This window comes from Aquitalea aquatica, assembly GCF_013911085.1.
Classification (GTDB): domain Bacteria; phylum Pseudomonadota; class Gammaproteobacteria; order Burkholderiales; family Chromobacteriaceae; genus Aquitalea; species Aquitalea aquatica.
Genome location: NZ_JACERN010000041.1, coordinates 1 through 20,478, shown reverse-complemented (window position 1 = coordinate 20,478; position 20,478 = coordinate 1). Strand labels below are relative to the sequence as shown.

Genomic DNA, 20,478 nt, shown 5'->3' with positions numbered 1-20,478 from the left:
GTTAAACAGCAAACAATTCCTGCTGCGTGCAAACGGCCGTACCCAGCTTGCCCACCACAATGCCAGCAGCGGCATTGGCCAGGCTCATGGCCAGCGGCAGCGACAACCCCGCCGCCAGTGCCAGGCCCATGGTGCCGATCACCGTATCACCCGCACCGGACACGTCGTATACCTCGCGCGCGAAAGTAGGCTGGTGCAAGGCACCTTCGGCACGGAACAGGGTCATGCCCTCTTCGCTACGGGTAACCAGCAGGGCATCCAGCTGCAGTTCGGCACGCAGCGCCTGGGCCTTGGCTATCAGCTGTTCTTCGCTGTGCCAGCTGCCGGCCACCTCTTTGAACTCGCTGCGGTTCGGTGTCAGCAGGGTGGCACCAGCATACTTGGCATAATCATCGCCCTTGGGGTCGATCAGCACCGGCTTGCCCGCGGCACGCGCCAGTTCGATCATGCGAGTCACATGGGTGAGGCCGCCTTTGCCATAGTCGGACAAAATGACCACATCATGCTCGGCCAATACGGCCTGGTATTGTTCCAGCTTGTCTGCCAGGATTTCGCGGCTGGGTGCATCTTCGAAATCCAGCCGGATCAATTGCTGCTGCCGCGCCACCACACGCAGCTTGATGGTGGTGGAAATGGCAGCATCACGCTTGAGCAAGGTGGTGATGCCGTCTTCCAGCATCAGTCGCTCCAGTGCAGTGGCTGCTTCGTCATCGCCCACCACCGACAGGATGGAGGCTTTGCCTCCCAGACTGGCGATATTGCGCGCCACATTGGCTGCTCCGCCGGCGCGTTCTTCCATGCGACCAATACGGGCTACCGGCACCGGTGCTTCCGGCGAAATGCGCGAGACATCACCAAACCAGTAACGGTCCAGCATCACGTCCCCCACCACCAGCACACGTGCATGGGCCAGATCTGCGCTCAGCGTGGCACGGTCCAACCCCAGTTCTTGCAACAGATTCATACGGTTTTAGCGTCCTATCGCCTGATAGTCGAAACCCAACTCGCGTAGCCAAGCCGGGTCATACATATTGCGGCCATCCAGAATCACCGGATGCTTGAGGCTGGCCTTGATGGCGTCAAAGTCCGGCGCCCGGAACATCTTCCACTCGGTGACCACCAGCAAGGCATCTGCCCCATGCAGGGCTGCCATCATGTCGTCGGCAAAGCGCAACCCCGGCAGATCACCCATGACGCGGCGTGCTTCGTCGGCGGCAACCGGATCATAAGCGGCAACCGTAGCGCCACGGCGGATCAGTTCCGCAATGATGACGCGGCTGGAAGCCTCGCGCATATCATCGGTATTCGGCTTGAAGGCCAAGCCCCACAGCGCAAAATGGTGACCACGGAGGTCCTCGCCAAAACGCTTGACCAGCTTGTCCACCAGCCGGCGCTTTTGCGCTTCGTTGGCCTCTTCCACTGCCGTCAGCACGCGCATGGCGTGGCCTTGCTCGCGACCACTGGCCACCAGCGCCTTGACGTCTTTCGGGAAGCAGGAGCCGCCATAGCCGGCCCCCGGATACAGGAAGTGGTAGCCGATGCGCGGATCAGAGCCAATACCACGCCGCACCAGCTCGATATCGGCACCGAGATCTTCCGCCAGATTGGCCAGCTCGTTCATGAAGGAAATACGGGTGGCCAGCATGGCGTTGGCAGCGTACTTGGTCAGCTCGGCCGAGCGCACATCCATGAACAGGATACGGTCGTGATTACGCTGGAACGGTGCGTACAGGCGGCGCATCAGCTCGATGGCGCGTTCATCCTCGGCACCGACCACGATGCGGTCGGGCTTCATGAAGTCCTCGATGGCCGCGCCTTCCTTCAGGAATTCGGGATTGGACACCACGCTATAAGCAATGTCGGCACCGCGTTCCGCCAGGGTGGCGGCGATCTGCGCCTTGACCTTGTCGGCCGTGCCAACCGGTACGGTGGATTTGTCCACCACCACCTTGGGCTCGCTCATGTAGAGGCCGATATTGCGCGCGGCAGCCAGCACGTATTGCAGATCGGCTGAGCCATCTTCGTCCGGGGGGGTGCCTACGGCGATGAACTGCACTTCACCAAAGGCAACGGCGGCGGGGATATCCGTGGTGAAGGACAGACGGCCGGCCTCGACATTGCGCCGCACCATGTCGTCCAGGCCGGGTTCGTAAATGGGGATACCACCTTGCTGCAAGGTGGCAATCTTGGCCGGGTCCACATCCAGACACAGCACATGGTTGCCCACTTCGGCGAGGCAGGTACCGGTCACCAGACCGACATAGCCGGAACCGACAACGGTAATTTTCATGCCTGCTCTGCCCGGTAAAGCGCGATATCGCGGTTGATCTTGTGCAGCACATCCAGCGGCACATCGGCACGGGTGATAGGGCGACCGATCACCAGATAATCGGCACCGGCCTCCAGTGCTGCCACCGGGGTCATCACCCGGCGCTGATCATCGGCAGCGCTATCTGCCAGGCGGATGCCCGGCGTAACCAGCTGGAACTCCTTGCCCAGCGCGGCCTTGAGCATCGGCGCTTCCTGTGCCGAGCACACCACACCATCCAGGCCACAGTCGCGGGTCAGGGTAGCCAGCCGCAATACATGCTCCTGCGGCGAGGCGGTGATGCCGATTTCCGCCAGATCGGCCGCTTCCATGCTGGTGAGCACGGTGACGGCAATCAACAGCGGGCGCTGACTGTATTGCGCCAGCCCTTCGCGCGCCGCTTCCATCATGCGGCGGCCACCGGAGGCATGCACATTCACCATCCATACCCCGGCCTCGGCAGCAGCCTTGCAGGCATGGGCCACGGTGTTGGGAATGTCATGGAATTTCAGATCAAGAAATACCTGAAAGCCTCGCGCGGCAAGGCTTTCCACCAGGCCACGCCCGGTCGAGGTAAACAATTCCTTGCCCACTTTGAGCCGGCACTGCTGCGGATCGAGGCGGGCTGCAAATTCGAGAGCCGACGGCGCATCGGCAAAATCCAGCGCCACGACGACAGGAGATGCCGGTTGCAGGTCCTGACCGGCGGCAATTAGCGGATTCATGTCTTCTCCTGAATACGATCAATGAGTTTCCGAGCGGTTGGGCGTAAAGCTTTCCCACTCGCCGCAGGCGGGGCAATGCCAGAAGAAGGCCCGCGAGCGGAAATTGCAACACTTGCAGCGGTGCACCGTCAGGCGCGCCGCGTGTTTCTGGATCAGGGCACGGGCCACTTCGGCATCCATGCGCCCTTCTGGCGACAGCTCGTCCATCTGCGCTTCGATCAGGCGGTAAACGCCCATCAGATTAGGACGGGCATGGACCGACTGACGGGCTACTTCCAACGCCCGCTCCTCGCCCTCGTAGGCCGACAGTTTCTGATACAGCAGGTCGGTCAGCTCGAGTTGCGGGAAAGTCTTCTGGTAGCCCTGCAGCAGGGCAATACCTTCCTGCGGCTTGTCCAGTTTCTCGTAGGCGTCGAACAAGCGTTCTGCCGCCATCGACAAGTATTCGTAATTCTGTTTCTCGATGTTTTGCCATGCCGCAATGGCTGCTTCGATTTTGCCTTCGGCAAATTCGATATCGCCCAGAATCAGACTGGCACGCACACATTTGCGATTGGCCTGCATGGCTTCGGCCACCAGGGTGCGGGCCGCCGGATAATTGGAGCGGTACAGCTCGCCCTGCGCCAGTTCGCAGAAAAACTGCGCCACTTCGTGCTGAAACGAGTGGGCATCGCTGCGCAGTTCCTTGGCGGTTTCAATGGCTTTTTTCCAGTCACGATCCTGCTGGTAGATATCCAGCAACTGACGTCGCGCTGCCAGCGCCATATTGCCGCCCAACAGTTTCAGCAAGATTTCTTCGGCCCTATCCACCAGACCAGCCTTGCGGAAATCCTGCGCCAGCTCGTTGCGCACGATGTCGCGTTGTTCAGCAGGCAGGTCGGACGACTCCAGCATGCGCTGATGCAGACGAATGGCCCGGTCGTTCTCGCCACGCTTGCGATACAGCTTGCCCAGGGTCAGTTGCAGTTCAGGTGCAGAACCCTGCTGGCGCGACACCTCGGCCAAAGCACGCGCCGCGATGTCGGTCTTGTCATCCACAAGAGCATCCAGACCACGGAAAAAGCCGGTGGGCACCGACTTGGCCTGCTTCAATACGGTACGCATGTCCACCCGCGCTGCCAGCCAGCCCAGACCGAAGAAGGCCGGGAATAACAGCAGCCACCACAAATCCAGTTCCAAAGAATGCTTCCTTCAAGGAGGGTAAGAGGCCGGCCCCGCGCGCATGGCAGCAGGGCCTGAACAGAACAGGCCTAGTCGGCCAGTGCGTCGCTGGGATCGACGGCGACCTTGCTGCTGGGCGGACGGTTACGCAATTCCTTCTTGAGCTGGGACAGCTCTTTGCGCATGCGCAGATAGTAGGAGAAGGTGGCCAGCAATCCGACAGCAGCGCCTGCAACAAAGAACACCAGCAGGAAGACAATCAACGGTGCCGACCAGAACTGGCCGAAGAACAACTTGAACTCGACCATGTGGCTGTTTTGCACGGTGACGGCAATCAGGAAAACCAGCAGGGCCAATTCGATGATACGCACGATGTAGCGCATGCTCTTTACTCGGAGAGGGTTACCGGAGTGCAAGTTTAAACGATAGTGTGCTGCAACCCAAGCAAGAGGAGAGTCAAACAAAGAAAAAGCGCCGCAAAAGCGGCGCTTTGATTTGGCTTGCTAGACCGGGATTCGCGGCAATCAGGCCTGGGTCTGCTCCAAGAGGGACAGATCCACCCGTTCGCGCAATTCCTTGCCGGCCTTGAAATGCGGCACATATTTCTCAGGAACCGAGACACTGCTACCTGATTTCGGGTTACGGCCCACACGGGGCGGACGGTAGTTCAGGTCGAAGCTACCGAAGCCGCGGATTTCAATGCGGCTACCCTGTGCCAGGTTGCTGGCCATCGCATCCAGAATGGTTTTGACAGCCAGCTCAGCATCTTTGTAGACCAACTGAGAATTGCGCTCGGCAAGACGTTCTGCCAGCCGCGCGATCAGCTCAGACTTGGTCATGATGCAATTACTCGTTGGAGCCGGACAACTTGGCCTTCAACAGAGCACCCAGGTTGGTAGTACCAGCCGAAGCGCTGTCAACCGACAGGTTCTTCATGGCGGTGCTGTCTTCCTGAGCATCCTTGGCCTTGATGGACAGGCTGATATTGCGGGACTTGCGATCCACGGCAATGATCACAGCTTCCACTTCTTCGCCATCCTTCAGCAGGGTACGGGCATCTTCCACGCGGTCACGGGACAGCTCGGAAGCACGCAGGTAGCCTTCAACGTCCATGTCCAGGGAGATAACTGCACCCTTGGCATCAACAGCCTTCACGGTACCCTTGACCAGAGCGCCCTTGTCGTTCATGGCAACGTAGTTGTTGAACGGATCACCTTCCAGTTGCTTGATGCCCAGGGAGATGCGTTCTTTTTCCACGTCGATGGACAGAACAACGGCTTCAACCTCGTCACCCTTCTTGAACTTGCGCACGGCGTCTTCGCCGGTTTCGTTCCAGGACAGGTCGGACAGGTGAACCAGGCCGTCGATACCGCCCGGCAGGCCAACGAACACACCGAAGTCGGTGATCGACTTGATGGCGCCCTTCAGCTTGTCGCCCTTGTGGAAGTTGTCGGCAAACTCGTTCCACGGGTTAGCCAGGCACTGCTTCATGCCCAGGGAGATACGACGACGGTCTTCGTCGATTTCCAGGATCATGACTTCAACTTCGTCACCAACCTGAACGACCTTGGACGGGTGTACGTTCTTGTTGGTCCAGTCCATTTCGGACACGTGTACCAGACCTTCGATGCCTTGTTCGATTTCAACAAATGCGCCGTAGTCGGTCAGGTTGGTTACCTTGCCGAACAGACGGGTGCTGGCCGGGTAGCGACGGGACAGACCAACCCACGGATCTTCGCCCAGTTGCTTCAGACCCAGGGATACACGGTTCTTCTCTTGATCGAACTTCAGGACCTTGGCTTCGACTTCGTCGCCAACAGCCAGAACTTCGGACGGGTGCTTCACACGACGCCATGCCAGGTCGGTGATGTGCAGCAGGCCGTCGATACCGCCCAGGTCAACAAACGCACCGTAGTCGGTGATGTTCTTGACGATACCCTTGATAACGGCGCCCTCTTTCAGGGTTTCCAGCAGAGCCTTGCGCTCTTCGCCCAGGGTTTCTTCCAGAACCGAACGACGCGAAACAACCACGTTGTTACGCTTGCGGTCCAGCTTGATAACCTTGAATTCGATGTTCTTGTTTTCGTACGGGGTGGTGTCTTTCACCGGACGCACGTCAACCAGGGAACCCGGCAGGAAGGCGCGGATGCCGTTGACCATAACGGTCAGGCCACCCTTGACCTTGCCAGAGATCAGGCCGGACAGGATCTTACCGGTTTCCAGCGCTTCTTCCAGCTCAACCCATGCAGCCAGACGCTTGGCTTTTTCACGGGACAGCTTGGTTTCGCCAAAGCCGTTTTCCAGCGCGTCGATGGCAACAGTCACGAAGTCGCCGATGGCAACTTCAACAACGCCTTCGTCGTTCTTGAATTCTTCGGCCGGAATCAGGGATTCGGACTTCAGGCCGGCATTTACAGTTACGAAGTTGGAATCAACTGCAACGACTTCGGCAGTGATCACCTCGCCCACGCGCATGTCGTGAAGGGTCAGGCTTTCTTCGAACAGCTGGGCAAAGTTTTCCATAGAGAGGGTAGTCATCAAGCTTACTCTCGGTGCACACCTTGCGGCGTGCGGGGTTAGGGTTGAACACAGGGCGCTTCTTGCAGTGCAGCAAGCGTTGCCCTTTAAAAAATCATATGCCGGAGGCCTGGGACTGCCCGAAGCAACGAAGGACCGTTTCGACCGCCTGGTCGATGGTGAGCTCCGTAGTGTCGAGCAGAAAGGCGTCCGGCTCTTGGCGCAGCGGCGCTACCGCCCGGGCCGCATCGCGCGTGTCCCGATCGATAATGTCCTGCAGAATCCGTGGGAGGTTAGCAGATTCCCCCTTGCCGATCAACTGCTTATGGCGGCGCGCTGCACGTTCATCCGCGCTGGCCGTCAAAAAAATCTTGGTCGCGGCCTGCGGAAACACCACCGAACCCATGTCGCGGCCATCGGTCACCAGGCCCGGAAGTACGGCAAAATCACGCTGTCGCTGCAATAACGCAGCACGTACTGCGGGCAGAGCTGCCACTTTCGATGCGCCAATACCAATTTCTTCCGCCCGGATGTCTTCGCTGACATCGTTGCCATCCAGCCACACCCGCCCCTGCTCGAAAGCAGCTGGCAAGGTGGTGGCCAGCGCGGCCAGCGGCTGCTCGGCATCCCATGCCACATCGTGCGTGCGCGCATGCAGGGCAAGCAGGCGGTAGAGCGAGCCAGAGTCGAGGTAATGAAAACCCAGGCGCTGGGCAACGATGGCGGCGACAGTACCCTTGCCGGAAGCGGAAGGGCCGTCGATGGTGATAACGGGAACTGACATGGGCTTGACTTGCATCCTGTAGCACACGACGACGGGCTGACCCGTCGCCAAACCGTTGATTTTAACGCAGCCGCTGAACGGCAGGAACGGCTTTGGCGGGATTTTCTGTCGCAACGCAGCAAACAAAGCGGCAAGACGACAAGATTGTAGTTTGCACGTTACCCCTCTGCCCTTTACAGTGATAGGCCGCAACGCCGCCAGCCTTGTCTGCAACTGCACTGAGCGCGCGTGATGACAATACCCGGACAATTCACGACACCTACAGAGACTCGACGCCACGCCATGGAACAGCTCCGCCTTACTCCGACTCCGCACCTTGCCGGCACCATCAAATTGCCCGGCTCCAAAAGCATTTCCAACCGCACCCTGCTGCTGGCTGCGCTGTCCAGCGGCACGACGCTGGTACGCGACCTGCTGGATTCGGATGACATCCGCCACATGCTGGCTGCACTAGGCCTGCTTGGTGTAAGCGTTGAACAGCTGGGCAATAGCCGTGATTTCCGGGTGCAAGGTGTGGGTGGCGAGTTTCCGGTCAAGAGCGCCGACCTGTTTCTGGGCAATGCTGGCACGGCATTTCGCCCACTGACGGCAGCATTGGCACTGATGCAGGGCCACTACCAGCTTTCCGGCGTGGCACGCATGCATGAACGGCCAATTGGCGATCTGGTCGACGCCTTGCGCGCTGCCGGTGCCCAGATCAGCTATCAGGGCAATCCCGGCTATCCGCCCCTTGCCATCAGCCCGTCCAACCTGCGCGCTGGCGAGGTAATTCCGGTCAAGGGTAATGTTTCCAGCCAGTTCCTGACTGCCTTGCTGATGGCGCTGCCACTGACGGGAGAAACCGTCACCATCGAAGTGGTGGGAGAGCTGATCTCCAAGCCTTATATCGAAATCACCCTCAACCTGATGTCGCGCTTTGGCGTGCGCGTTGAGCGCCAGGGTTGGCAGCGCTTCGTCATCCCCGGTGGCCAGCACTATATTTCGCCCGGAGAAGTCCACGTCGAGGGCGATGCATCCAGCGCCTCCTACTTCCTGGCGGCTGGCGCACTGGCTGGCGGCCCGGTCCGAGTGGAAGGCGTCGGCAACAACAGCATCCAGGGAGATGTGAAGTTTGCCGACACACTGCGCCAGATGGGCGTAGCCATCACCATGGGCGACAACTGGATCGAGGCGACTGCCACAGGCAAGCTGAAGGCCATCGATGTCGACTTGAATCACATCCCCGATGCCGCCATGACCATTGCCATCGCTGCATTGGCAGCCGATGGCACCACTACCTTGCGCAATATCGAAAGCTGGCGCGTAAAGGAAACCGACCGCCTGTCCGCCATGGCCACCGAATTGCGCAAGCTGGGTGCCACGGTGGAAGAGGGCCAGGACTACATCCGCATCACTCCACCTGCCAGCCTCACCGCCGATGCCGAGATCGACACTTACGACGATCATCGCATGGCTATGTGTTTCTCGCTGGTTTCGCTACTGGGCGCGCCTGTCATCATCAACGACCCGAAATGCGTGGCCAAGACCTTCCCGGATTACTTCTCCGTGCTGGCCACACTGGCAGACAACACACGCTGATACACCCCGATGGCGTGCTCGCGCCATGATTGTTTCTTTATCAAAGCAGTGCATGCCTCAGTCGAGTTCGCTCGCTACCGGGGCATGCACTAGCCCTGCCTGCGACATCGCCAACGGCTACCTCGTACCCGGCTGGTGCTAGCAGCATCTCCCTTGCACGAGCAGCATCCCGCCCTCCTCCTTAGGTATTTCCACTTCAGATTTTTACCTACGCAGTTTATTCAGCCCCACACAAGAGACCACGGCCAGAAAAAAAGCACAGTTTCAGTATGGGTATTCCCGGTAGACACTCCCCAATCAATATCGCCAGTGCAATGAACCGCACCCAAAGCAGCGATTTGCTAGTCAAACTTCTCCGGGGAACTATCTCATGCCCAGAAAAAATCCGATGTGCATGGCTGAATGGAAAAAACTCCTTGTTCTTTCCTTTGTTCTTCTTCCCATCCTGCTAGTTGGCGTCGTGGCGCTCTATGGCTTTGCCGTCTGGGGCCTGCAGCTGCTGTTTCTCGGACCTCCCGGCCCATAACGCAGTCCGGCTGCATTCGCCCTCCCCCTATATCAGCTAGTTGGAATATCAGATGAAAAAGCTATGGCATGCCCTTGTGAGCTTGTTTTGCAGACCTGCGGCCAAAATTGGCCTCGGCATTCTGGTCACCGTGGGATTTATCGCAGGCGTATTGAGCTGGCAAGGCTTCACGTCGGTCATGGGCGTGACCAATAGCGAAGAATTTTGCGTGGGCTGCCACACCATGCAAGCCAATCTGCACGAATTGAAAGACACCGTGCACTGGAGCAACCGCTCCGGCGTACGCGCCAAATGCGCGGACTGCCATGTACCACATGACTTCACCGACAAGATGGCCCGCAAAATGAAGGCCAGTGTTGAAGTGTGGTCGCATATCACCGGCGAAATCAGCACCCCGGAAAAATTCGAGGAAAACCGTTTGCGCCTTGCGCAAAACGAATGGGCGCGCTTCCGGGCCAATGGTTCGAAAGAGTGCCGCAGCTGCCACGACTACAAAAGCATGGACTTTGAAAAAATGCGCGAAACCTCACGCGAAGCCATGCGTGGTGCGGCACAGCGTAATCAAAGCTGCCTGGACTGTCACAAAGGCATTGCCCATCACAAACCAGCCACCGGTAACAGCCGCAATCCGGCTTTCGATGGCCTGATGCAAGCAGCCAGCAGTGTCAGCGCCAAAGAGGGGGCCGTTTACTACAACGTTTTCCCGCGCACGCTCTATCTGGATGAAGCACTCAGCCAGACGGCGGGCAAACTGGAAATCGCCGCTGCCGTAAAAGTTCTGCAAGAAAAGGGGGACGCACAGCAAGTGGAGATCTCTGCCTGGCGCAAGAGCAAGGGTTTTGGACGCGTATGGTATGGCCATTTCGGCAAGAACATCACCCAGGCCACACTGGAAAAGAATGTGGCGCAGGACGCCCAGCGCATCAAGGTAACCGAGAGCAGGGAGGACCCGAACACAGGTCTGGTCTGGCAAAAAACCAGTGGAGTGTTCTGGATCAAGAAGGGTGAAGTGGTGGAAAAGATTGACCCACTCTGGTCAGTCGCCCGCGACAGCTACAAATCCAGCTGCAGCGTCTGCCACAAACAGCCAGATGAGGCCCACTTCGATGCCAATACCTGGCCGGGGCTGTTCGGAGGCATGGTCGGCTTCACCAGCATGGACAAGGATACCCAGGCACTGGTGCTGAAATACTTGCAGAGCAACTCGTCAGACTTCAAGCAAGCCGGACATTAATCAACAGGGCAGAACAGCATGCACTCTCGCAGAGAATTCCTTAAATGCCTGTCGCTGACGTCTGTTGCGGCACTCGTCAGCCCCAGCCTGCTGCTGCCGCGAACCAGCGAGGCTCAGGCCAGCAGTACCGCTCAGGGAACCGATGCATGGCGTATCAGCGGTTCGCACTGGGGCGCGATCCGCGCTCGGGTAGCCGGGGGGAAGATTGTCGAAGTCAAACCCTTCGAATACGACAAATACCCGACCGAGATGATCCAGGGGATTATCGGCCTAGTATACAGCTCATCGCGCATCCGCTATCCCATGGTCAGACTGGACTGGCTGAAGAAACGCCATTTGAGCGATACTAGCCAGCGCGGCGACAACCGTTTTGTCCGCGTGACCTGGGATCAGGCGCTGGACATGTTCTACGAGGAACTGGAACGGGTGCAGCGCGACCATGGCCCCTGGGCCATGCACACTGGCCTGGTCGGCTGGCGGCAGACCGGCCAGTTTCACAGCTGTGGCAATCACATGCTGCGTGCAGTCAATATGCACGGCCATACGCTGTCCACTGCTGGTGATTACTCCACCGGTGCCGGCCAGGTAATCTTGCCCTACGTTCTTGGGTCTACCGAGGTGTATTCGCAAGGTACCAGTTGGGAAATCATTCTCAAGGAAACACAGACCCTGGTGTTCTGGGGTAGTGATCCCATCAAAAACCTGCAGGTAGGCTGGAATTGCGAGACACATGAAGCCTACGCCTATCTTGAGCAACTCAAGCACAAGGTGGCCAAAAAGGAAATCCGTGTCATCAGCATCGACCCGGTCAGCAGCAAAACCCAGAACTACCTCAACTGCGAGAAGCAGTATGTCAATCCGCTGACGGATGTGGCCTTGATGCTGGGGCTGGCCCACACCCTCTACAGCGAAAAGCTGCACGACCAGAAGTTTCTCGACAATTACACATTGGGCTTCGAGAAATTCCTGCCCTATCTGCTGGGCACTGGCGCAGACAAGACACCCAAATCCGCCGAGTGGGCCGCACGCATCACCGGCATCGACGCCAAGCGCATCAAGGAATTGGCACGGCTGCTGGCCAAGGGCCGGACGCAATTGATTTTCGGCTGGGCCATGCAACGGCAGCAGCATGGTGAACAACCCTTCTGGATGGGCGCGGTACTCGCCGCCATGCTGGGGCAGATTGGCTTGCCTGGTGGCGGGATCAGCTATGCGCACCACTATAGTTCCATCGGTGTGCCCTCCTCCGGTGCCGCCATGCCCGGTGCCTTCCCGCTGAATCTGGACCCGGGCAAAAAACCCAAGTACCAAAGCGTGGATTACCGTGGCTACAGCCAAACCATCCCGTGTGCACGCGCCATCGACGCCCTGCTTGAGCCCGGCAAGGTCATCGACTACAACGGGCAGAAGGTGAAACTGCCGCCCTACAAGATGGCCATTTACTGCGGCTGCAACCAGTGGCATCGCCAGCAGGACAAAAACCGCATGAAGCAGGCGTTCCGCCAGCTGGAAACCGTGGTCGCGGTTGATTTCACCTGGACAGCCACCTGCCGTTTTGCCGATATCGTGCTGCCGGCTTGTACCCAATTCGAGCGTAATGACATTGACGCCTATGGTTCGTACAGCGGGCGCGGCGTGATTGCCATGCAAAAGCTGGTCGATCCACTGTTCAACTCCAAAACAGACTTTGAAATTTTCAAAGGACTGACCCGGCGCTTTGGCCGCGACAAGGAATACAGCCGTGGCATGGATGAAATGCAATGGCTGGAATTCCTCTATGAAAACTGCCGCAAGGAAAACAGCAAGAAATTCCCCATGCCGCCGTTTCGTGAGTTCTGGAAAAAAGGCTATGTCCTGTTTCCTGCCGGCAAGCCCTGGGTACGCCATGCTGATTTTCGCGCCGATGCCGAACTCAATGCCCTTGGCACCCCCTCCGGTTTTATCGAGATATTCAGCCGCAAGATTGCCAACTTCAATTATCCGGACTGCCCCGGGCATCCGGTGTGGATGGAAAAAAGCGAGCGTTCGCACGGCGGCCCCAAATCACAGCGCTATCCCTTGTGGCTGCAATCTGCCCACCCCGACAAGCGCTTGCACTCGCAGCTATGCGACTCGGAAATCTTGCGGGCCAGCTATGCCATCCAAGGCAGGGAACCTTTGTTCATGAGTCCGCAAGATGCGCGCCAACGCGGCATACGGCACGGCGATCTGGTGCGGGTATTCAATGACCGCGGCCAGGTCATCGCTGGCGCCCATGTCTCTGCAGACTACCCACCGGGCGTGGTACGCCTGCAAGAAGGCGCATGGTATGCGCCAACCGGCCCCAAGGTCGGCGCGCTGGATACCTATGGCGACCCCAATGTCCTTACCCAGGACATTGGCAGCTCACGGCTGGCGCAAGCAGTCAGCCCCAATACCTGTGTCGTGCAAGTAGAAAAATTTCGTGGCACCGCCCCCGCAGTGACGGCGTTTGGTGGTCCACAAGAGGTGCTACCCCGATGACAGAAACCGCTAGCTCCACCGATCAGCGCGCGGCACTTTACGCCTGGTTTGCCACCTTGTATGCCCGTGAACTGAGCACAAAACAGCTACAAGCCTGGCTGGACGGAGCTGCCGAACCCTTGCTCAGCACTCTGGAAGAGGCCGGTTTCGCCACGGAAATACAGGACATGCGCCGGGCGCTGGATAGTTTGCGTGTCAGCTCGGCAGCCCAACTGGATCTGGCAGCCGACTTCACCAGCAGCTTTCTGCTGGACTTGCACAGTTGCGCAGCGCCTTATGCCTCGTGCTATCAGGGCGACAGCCCACAGCTGTTTGGCCCGGCAGAAAAGGCCATGCGACATCAGCTGAATGCACTTGGCCTGGGAGTGGACAGCCAGTTTGCCGAAGCAGCCGACCACCTGGCACTACAACTGGAACTGCTGTCCTGGCTGGCAACGGCACGACGGGAAAGTGAGGAAGCCACACATATCGCCAGCATGCTGCAGTGGCTGCCGCGCTTTGTCAGCAAGGCGCAGCACACGCCGGCTCAGCTACCTTTCTATCCGGCTTTGAGCCGTCTGTTACTGCAAGTCCTGCAAGAGCTGGCGGCAGAAGAGTTGCCACATGCCGATGTTTGAAGCACGTCAACTTAGCTGCCGCAAAGGCGCACATACCCTGTTCCGGCATTTGTCCTTGCAACTGGCAGCAGGCGATATTCTGCATGTGCGCGGCCATAACGGCAGCGGCAAAACCTCGCTGCTGCGCATTCTCGCCGGATTAGCCCGTGCAGAACACGGCAGCCTGTGGTGGCAAGGTGTAGCCCAAGCGGCAGATGGTGCGGAACAGCGCCAACGGGTTGGCTGGCTGGGCCAGCGCCCCGGCTTCAAGGATGCCTTGAGCGCGGCAGAAAACCTTGCCGACTGCCAGGCACTCCATCAGCAGCCACCATCGGCCGGGGCAATCCGTTTGCTACTGCAACACTGGGGACTACAAGCCAGTGCTGCACAAGCCTCTGCCGACCTGTCGCAAGGCCAGCGCCAGCGCCTGTCACTGGCTTTGCTGCAGCTACGTGCGGCACCGCTCTGGGTACTGGACGAACCATTCAATGCACTGGATGAACCAGGCTGCACCTTGCTGTGGGACATGCTGCAGCAGCATGTACGGCACGGCGGCATCGCCATCCTGAGCCACCACGCAGCGCTACCGGCCTGCACCGCACAACTATGGCTGGGGTCTGCCGCATGAACTGGCAGCAGTGGCGCACACTATGCCTGCGCGACATCCGGCTGGCCATGCGCCGTCCAGGTGAAACCCTGCATGTGCTGTTCTTCTTCATCATGACCGTCACGCTGTTTCCACTGGCCAGCTCGCCCTCTGCCACCACGCTGCAGGCCATCGGCCCTGGCGTGCTGTGGGTATGCGCCGTACTGGCCTGCCTATTGCTGCTGGGTGAACTGCTGGAAAGCGACTGGCGGGATGGTGCGCTGGAAGCCTTGTTATTCATGCCACTCAATTTGCCACTGGCCTTGAGTGCCAAAATCGTCGCGCGCTGGTTGTGCGGAGCATTACCGCTGGTCATCGTCTCACCGCTCTTGGGCCTGCAGCTGGAGCTACCGGCCAGCGTACTGCCCATGCTGGCCGGCACGCTGGCACTGGGTACGCTGGCACTGCTATTCATTGGTGCACCGGGTGCGGCCCTGATCCTGGGAACGCGCAATGGCGGCATGCTGCTGGGGCTGCTGATTCTGCCGCTATTTCTGCCGGTATTGATTTTTGGCGCACTGGCGGTAGCCGGTGCACAGGCCGGCCGCAGCGTGGAGGCCGAGCTGTCCATCCTGCTGGCGCTGACCCTGCTGACTGTTTTCTTCTCTCCCCTAGCCACCGCAGCCTGCCTGCGGCTGGCTTGCGAGTGACAGCATGACTTTCAACTGGCGACGTTATGCCTCTCCACCACACTGCTACCGGCTGATCAGTCGCATCCTGCCCGCGCTGTGGGCTATCAGCTTGCTGCTGGGCGTGGCCGGGCTGCTTACCGGCTTGCTGCTGGCACCGGGTGATGTCCAGCAGGGCGAGGGCTATCGCATCATCTTTATCCATGTACCGGCCTCCTGGATGTCGATGATCATCTACCTGGCCATCGCACTCTGGGCAGCCGTCGGTCTGGTGCTCAACACCAGCCTGTCCTTCATGCTGATGACGGCACTGGCCCCCACCGGAGCCGCCATGACGGCACTGTCGCTGCTCAGCGGTGCACTGTGGGGCAAACCGATGTGGGGGGCCTGGTGGGTATGGGATGCCCGCCTGACTTCCGAACTGATTCTGCTGTTTCTCTATCTGGCGCTGCTGGCGCTACGTGCCGCCATCGACGATCCACGCCGTGCTGATCGGGCCTGCGCACTGTTTGCACTGTTCAGCGTCATCAACATTCCCATCATTTACTTCTCGGTGCGCTGGTGGAACACCCTGCACCAGGGTCCTTCCATCACCATGGGTCAAGCACCGGCCATGTCCGATCAGGTCTTGCTGGGCCTGGTGCTGATGACGCTGGCCGCCTGGGCTTATAGCCTGGCGATGAGTTTCAGTCGCTTGCGCCTGCTGATTCTGCAGCGGCAGGCCGACACCGGCTGGGTGAAGCAACTGACAGGAGCATGCAGATGAAGTGGGATTCCCTCTCCGCCTTCATGGCCATGGGCGGCTACGGCTTTTATGTGTGGAGTGCCGTTGCGCTGGCGCTGCTCATGGTACTGGGCGAACTGTGCTGGCTGCGCCACAGCCAGCACAGCCTACACCACAGGCTGCGCCAGCAGCCCAACACAGCACCTGACCGTGGCTGGCACACCGGGCAATAGGACACCATGCATCCCAAGCGCAAGCAAAAACTCATACTGCTGCTCGGTGGCCTGCTGGTCAGCGCACTGGCGGCCGCATTGATACTCAACGCCTTGCGCAGCAAGCCTGGTGTTTTTTCATACGCCAAGCGAGCTACGGCAGGGGCTGGCAAGTGGCATGTCGTTGATTCGTGTGGGCGGGCTGGTGGAACAGGGCAGCCTCAGCCGCAAGGAAGGCGGCCTGAATGTCAGCTTCAGCATCAGCGATACCGCCCATGCCGTGCCGGTGAACTATCGTGGCATCCTGCCCGACCTGTTTCGCGAGGGACGTGGCGTGGTGGTGCAAGGCCGGCTGGATGCACACGGCGTGCTGCAGGCCGAGCAGGTACTGGCCAAGCATGATGAAAAATACCTGCCACCCGAAGCCCAGAAAGCGATGACACAGGCTGCTGCCAGCCAGCAGAGGCCGCAATGATGATGCCACCGTTTCTGCCCGAATTTGGCCTGCTGTTATTGCTGACCGGCGCATCGTGCTCGCTGGTCATGGCCCTGCTGCTGTTTTATGCAGCACACCACCGTCACGCCTTGCTGCTGGCGCTGGCCCGGCCGCTGGCACTATTGCAATGGCTGGCCATGAGCGGCAGCTTTGCCTGCTTGCTGCTACTTTTCGCCGGCAATGATTTTTCCGTGCGTTATGTCGCACACAATGCCAATACTGCCATGCCGCTCCCCTACCGCCTGGGTGCGGCCTGGGGCGGCCATGAAGGCTCACTGCAATTGTGGACACTGCTGCTGAGCCTGTGGACGTTGGTCGTGGCGGTGTGCTCACGGCGTCTGCCTGCCGTCACGCGTGCGCAGATCCTGGCCACCATGGGTTTGATCAACGCCGGCTTCACCCTGCTGCTGGCTGCCTCGGCCAACCCGTTTGCACGGCTGGAGGTCATTCCGGTCGATGGCCGGGAGCTGAACCCGCTGTTGCAAGACCCAGGGCTGATCTTTCACCCTCCCTTGCTCTATATGGGCTATGCCGGTTTCGCTGTGGTGTTTGCCATTGCCATCACCGGGCTTCTCAGCGGGCGCATCGACGCCGCCTGGGCGCGCTGGGCCAGACCGTGGACCATCTGCGCCTGGATGTTTCTGACAGCAGGCATTGCCCTGGGCAGCCTCTGGGCCTACTACGAGCTGGGCTGGGGAGGATGGTGGTTCTGGGACCCGGTCGAGAATGCCTCCATCATGCCGTGGTTGCTTGGCACCGCCTTGCTGCACTCGCTGGCCGCCACAGAAAAGCGCGGCGTATTCAAGCGCTGGACCGTGCTGCTGGCCATTCTCACTTTTTCCTTCGCGCTGATCGGGGCCTTTCTGGTGCGCTCCGGCGTGCTCAGTTCGGTACATGCCTTTACCAGCGACCCACGGCGCGGCTTGCTGATTCTGCTGCTGACGGCGCTGATCATTGCTGCCTCCTTGCTGTTGTATGCGCTGCGGGCGGACAGACTGCACGGCGACAGCCAGTTTGCCCCCTTGTCGCGCGAAGCCCTGCTGCTGGCCAATAACATCCTGCTATGCGTTGCCACCGCCTCGGTACTGCTGGGCACGCTGTACCCACTGCTGCTGGATGCCCTGGACTTGGGCAAGCTGTCCGTCGGCCCACCTTACTTCAACCAGGTATTGCTACCCATTTTCCTGCCACTGCTGTTATGTACCGGGCTCGGCCCGCAATTGCGCTGGAAGCAGCAAAAGCTGGCAGCACTGCTACCCGCGCTAGGCAGGATACTGCTCTGTTGCGGCGGGCTGACCCTGCTGTGGAGCGGCCTGTTTTCGCCACCATCCGTGCTAACGGTACTAGGCGTGTTCTCCGCGCTGTGGATAGCAAGCAGCATTGTCCATGCGCTGCAGCAGCGTCTGCGTGGTGGCAAACGCTTGAGCATGGCGACCGCAGGCATGCATCTGGCCCATCTCGGGCTGGCCGTGACCACCGCCGGCATTGCCTTGTCTGCTGCCTATTCATTGGAAACCGACACCCAGCTCGGGATAGGCCAATCGGTACGACTGGGCGACTATCAGTTCAGCCTGCTGAGCGTCGAGCAGGGCCTGGGCCCCAACTATTTGACAAGCACTGCCCGCATTCAGGTGTGGCAGCAAGGCAAGCCGCTGCGGGTGCTGATGCCGGAAAAACGCCGCTATCAATCACAGCCGGACATGCCGATCAGTGAGGCCGCCATTGCAGCCGGACCATTCAGCCATCTTTACGCCACGCTGGCCGATCCCATCGACAATGGCAGCTGGGGGGTACGCCTGTATTACAAACCCATGGTCAGCTGGATCTGGGCCGGTGCCGCGCTGATGGCCTTGGGTGGCTTGCTGGCGGCGGTCGACCGTCGCTACCGCAGAGCAGGTACAGCATCATGAAGCCCAAACACGGCAAAAGCTGGCTGCTTGTCTTGCCGCTGCTGGGCTTTCTCGGCCTGTTATGGGTTTTCCTGCACGGGCTGCAGCGCGATCCGCACGCACTGCCATCCAGCTGGATAGGCCGCCCCGCACCACTATTCGTGCTGCCGCGGCTGGATGCACCAGCACAAACATTTTCCCCGGCCATGCTGCGTGGCCGGGTATGGCTGCTCAATGTCTGGGCCTCATGGTGCGAGAGCTGTCACACCGAACACCCCACCCTGATGCAGCTGGCACAACATGACGGCCTGGCCATCGTCGGCCTGAACCAACAGGACGTACCGGATGCCGCCCGCGCCTGGCTTGCCAAGGCGGGCAATCCCTATCTGTGGTCGGTGATGGACCGCGATGCCCGCGTCAGCATCGACTACGGTGTTTATGGCGTGCCGGAAACCTTTGTCATCGACCAGGCGGGCATCGTGCGCTATCGACATCTGGGCAGCATCAGCCCGCAAGACGCACGCGACATCCTGCTGCCGCTGATCCGGAAACTGCAAGCATGATCAGATACCTTCCCGCCCTGCTGCTGGCCTGCTCAGGCTGGCTGGCCGCCGCACCACTCATGGCAGACGATGCCAGGCTGCTGCAGCGGCAACAGGCACTGACCCAGGGCCTGCGCTGCCTGGTTTGTCAGAACGAAACCCTGGCCGACTCCCAGGCCCAGCTGGCAGTCAATCTGCGCCGCGAAATACATGCCATGCTGGCCCAAGGCCGTAGCGAGGACGAGGTGATTGATTTTCTCACCCAGCGCTATGGCGATTTCATTCTGTATGAACCACCGGTCAAACCGTATACCTGGTTGCTATGGGGCGGCCCTGGCCTGCTGTTGGCGGCTGGTACCGTGCTCTGGTGGCAACTCAGCCGCCGCCCTGCCAGCGCAAGCCCGCCACTGGACCCGGCCGAAGCGGCGCGCGTGGCAGCGCTGCTGCAACAGAATAAAACCGAGGACCACACATGACCGGCTTGCTGCTATGCAGCGGTGTACTGGTGTTGCTGATCCTGCTGTGTTTCAGCTGGCCATTGCTTGGCAGCGGACGCAACAAGCCCAGTCCGCCCTTGCTGCCAGAAGAAGTACTGGCAGAACAGTGGCAACAACTAAATCACCAGCAGCAACAAGGTGAACTGGATGCCGCCCAATACCAGGCACTGCAGCAGGAACTGGCGCGCCGGCTGTTGAGCGAAGCAAGCTCCCCCATCCCGCCCCTTGCCACGCCTTACCGGGCACACGGCATCTATCTGGGCATGGCCATGGTGATTCTGCTCACCGCCACGACTTATCTGGCACTGGGCAGACCCGATCTGCTACGGCAGCCGCTCCTGCCGCAATCAAGCGACAGCAATGAGGCAATGATCAACAGGCTGGCCAGACACCTGGTGGAACGTCCATACGACCTGACCGGCTGGCGCAAACTGGGACATGCCTACTATCTGCAGGGTAATTACAACGGCGCGGCCAGCGCCTATGCACGGCTGGGCAGCGCCATCAGCGAATCCGAAACGGTGCTGACCGAATATGCGGTAGCACTCAGCCTGAGCAGCCTGGAGCCCAAACCGGCCGACCCTATTCCCGTCTTGCAAGCCACCTTGGACCGCACACCCCACAACAGCGCGCTGCAAGTACTGCTGGCGCAGCAACTGCTGGGCAATGGCAAGCAGCAGCAGGCCCGCACGCTATTGGAGCAGGCCTATCAACAAGAACGCGACAACGCCGAACACGCTGCCCATATCCGGCAGCTGCTGCAAGCCATCGACAAGCTGCCGCCGCACTCTCCACACTAAGCTTGCCATCGGCATCATCTGAAAACACAATATGTCGTACCAAAAACCAATAAGCACCCAGATGAGCCACTTATTTAAGCTGCGCCGTGATTTCATGCAGCGCTTTGACCCT

At 59.7% G+C, this 20,478-nt stretch carries 22 protein-coding genes; 14 read left to right on the top strand and 8 right to left on the bottom strand.

Annotated elements, in window-relative coordinates; translation table 11 throughout:
- Position 1 precedes the first annotated feature (1 nt).
- The 8 genes from rfaE1 to cmk all read right to left on the bottom strand — a co-directional run bounded on the left by rfaE1 (position 2) and on the right by cmk (position 7,495).
- Positions 2-964, bottom strand: a complete 963-nt coding sequence (gene rfaE1, locus H2Z84_RS17435) for a D-glycero-beta-D-manno-heptose-7-phosphate kinase (protein WP_181837073.1) — start codon at positions 962-964, stop codon at positions 2-4.
- A gap of 6 nt (positions 965-970) precedes the next feature.
- The gene (locus H2Z84_RS17430; protein WP_181837072.1) at positions 971-2,290 is read right to left on the bottom strand and encodes a UDP-glucose dehydrogenase family protein; all 1,320 of its coding nucleotides are present in this window, start codon (positions 2,288-2,290) and stop codon (positions 971-973) included.
- Entirely contained in the window at positions 2,287-3,033 is a 747-nt protein-coding gene (pyrF, locus tag H2Z84_RS17425) for an orotidine-5'-phosphate decarboxylase (protein WP_103525163.1), read from the bottom strand. The genes H2Z84_RS17430 and pyrF overlap by 4 nt, the downstream gene beginning before the upstream one ends.
- 18 nt (positions 3,034-3,051) lie before the next feature.
- Positions 3,052-4,212 carry a lipopolysaccharide assembly protein LapB gene (lapB, locus tag H2Z84_RS17420; RefSeq protein WP_103525164.1) on the bottom strand — a complete coding sequence of 387 codons (1,161 nt, stop codon included), beginning with the start codon at positions 4,210-4,212 and terminating at the stop codon, positions 3,052-3,054.
- Between the two features lie 71 nt (positions 4,213-4,283).
- Positions 4,284-4,577, bottom strand: coding sequence for a LapA family protein (locus H2Z84_RS17415; protein WP_181837071.1), 294 nt, complete (start codon positions 4,575-4,577; stop codon positions 4,284-4,286).
- A gap of 141 nt (positions 4,578-4,718) precedes the next feature.
- Positions 4,719-5,033, bottom strand: a complete 315-nt coding sequence (locus H2Z84_RS17410) for an integration host factor subunit beta (protein WP_045846200.1) — start codon at positions 5,031-5,033, stop codon at positions 4,719-4,721.
- Between the two features lie 7 nt (positions 5,034-5,040).
- Positions 5,041-6,732: a 30S ribosomal protein S1 gene (rpsA, locus tag H2Z84_RS17405; RefSeq protein WP_103525166.1), complete on the bottom strand. Its 1,692-nt coding sequence runs from the start codon at positions 6,730-6,732 to the stop codon at positions 5,041-5,043.
- A 94-nt stretch (positions 6,733-6,826) separates the two neighbouring features.
- On the bottom strand, positions 6,827-7,495 hold the full coding sequence (cmk, locus tag H2Z84_RS17400) for a (d)CMP kinase (protein ID WP_181837070.1): 669 nt from the start codon (positions 7,493-7,495) through the stop codon (positions 6,827-6,829).
- Between the two features lie 282 nt (positions 7,496-7,777).
- Here cmk and aroA point away from each other — a divergent pair, with 282 nt between their 5' ends.
- From aroA to ccmI, 14 genes are all read left to right on the top strand, one after another.
- The gene (aroA, locus tag H2Z84_RS17395) at positions 7,778-9,073 is read left to right on the top strand and encodes a 3-phosphoshikimate 1-carboxyvinyltransferase (protein ID WP_181837069.1); all 1,296 of its coding nucleotides are present in this window, start codon (positions 7,778-7,780) and stop codon (positions 9,071-9,073) included.
- Positions 9,074-9,443: 370 nt separating this feature from the next.
- Entirely contained in the window at positions 9,444-9,599 is a 156-nt protein-coding gene (locus H2Z84_RS17390) for a periplasmic nitrate reductase, NapE protein (RefSeq protein WP_181837068.1), read from the top strand.
- Positions 9,600-9,651: 52 nt separating this feature from the next.
- Positions 9,652-10,833 carry a pentaheme c-type cytochrome TorC gene (gene torC, locus H2Z84_RS17385; RefSeq protein ID WP_181837067.1) on the top strand — a complete coding sequence of 394 codons (1,182 nt, stop codon included), beginning with the start codon at positions 9,652-9,654 and terminating at the stop codon, positions 10,831-10,833.
- Positions 10,834-10,851: 18 nt separating this feature from the next.
- Positions 10,852-13,335, top strand: a complete 2,484-nt coding sequence (torA, locus tag H2Z84_RS17380) for a trimethylamine-N-oxide reductase TorA (protein WP_181837066.1) — start codon at positions 10,852-10,854, stop codon at positions 13,333-13,335.
- Positions 13,332-13,952 carry a molecular chaperone TorD gene (torD, locus tag H2Z84_RS17375; protein ID WP_181837065.1) on the top strand — a complete coding sequence of 207 codons (621 nt, stop codon included), beginning with the start codon at positions 13,332-13,334 and terminating at the stop codon, positions 13,950-13,952. Before torA ends, torD begins: the two co-directional genes overlap by 4 nt.
- The gene (gene ccmA / locus H2Z84_RS17370; protein ID WP_181837064.1) at positions 13,939-14,559 is read left to right on the top strand and encodes a cytochrome c biogenesis heme-transporting ATPase CcmA; all 621 of its coding nucleotides are present in this window, start codon (positions 13,939-13,941) and stop codon (positions 14,557-14,559) included. Before torD ends, ccmA begins: the two co-directional genes overlap by 14 nt.
- Positions 14,556-15,227 (top strand): heme exporter protein CcmB, encoded by a 672-nt coding sequence (ccmB, locus tag H2Z84_RS17365; RefSeq protein ID WP_181837063.1) that lies wholly within the window; start codon positions 14,556-14,558, stop codon positions 15,225-15,227. Before ccmA ends, ccmB begins: the two co-directional genes overlap by 4 nt.
- Before the next feature lie 4 nt (positions 15,228-15,231).
- Positions 15,232-15,972 (top strand): heme ABC transporter permease CcmC, encoded by a 741-nt coding sequence (ccmC, locus tag H2Z84_RS17360; RefSeq protein ID WP_181837062.1) that lies wholly within the window; start codon positions 15,232-15,234, stop codon positions 15,970-15,972.
- The gene (gene ccmD / locus H2Z84_RS17355) at positions 15,969-16,163 is read left to right on the top strand and encodes a heme exporter protein CcmD (protein WP_181837061.1); all 195 of its coding nucleotides are present in this window, start codon (positions 15,969-15,971) and stop codon (positions 16,161-16,163) included. Before ccmC ends, ccmD begins: the two co-directional genes overlap by 4 nt.
- 157 nt (positions 16,164-16,320) lie before the next feature.
- The gene (locus tag H2Z84_RS17350; protein WP_258869458.1) at positions 16,321-16,617 is read left to right on the top strand and encodes a cytochrome c maturation protein CcmE; all 297 of its coding nucleotides are present in this window, start codon (positions 16,321-16,323) and stop codon (positions 16,615-16,617) included.
- Complete coding sequence (locus tag H2Z84_RS17345) at positions 16,614-18,548, top strand: heme lyase CcmF/NrfE family subunit (protein WP_258869457.1); 1,935 nt, start codon at positions 16,614-16,616, stop codon at positions 18,546-18,548. Before H2Z84_RS17350 ends, H2Z84_RS17345 begins: the two co-directional genes overlap by 4 nt.
- A complete protein-coding gene (locus tag H2Z84_RS17340; RefSeq protein WP_181837060.1) occupies positions 18,545-19,090 on the top strand; it encodes a DsbE family thiol:disulfide interchange protein in 546 nt (181 codons plus the stop codon). Before H2Z84_RS17345 ends, H2Z84_RS17340 begins: the two co-directional genes overlap by 4 nt.
- A complete protein-coding gene (locus H2Z84_RS17335; protein WP_181837059.1) occupies positions 19,087-19,545 on the top strand; it encodes a cytochrome c-type biogenesis protein in 459 nt (152 codons plus the stop codon). The genes H2Z84_RS17340 and H2Z84_RS17335 overlap by 4 nt, the downstream gene beginning before the upstream one ends.
- Positions 19,542-20,366, top strand: coding sequence for a c-type cytochrome biogenesis protein CcmI (gene ccmI, locus H2Z84_RS17330; protein ID WP_181837058.1), 825 nt, complete (start codon positions 19,542-19,544; stop codon positions 20,364-20,366). Before H2Z84_RS17335 ends, ccmI begins: the two co-directional genes overlap by 4 nt.
- Positions 20,367-20,478: the final 112 nt, after the last annotated feature.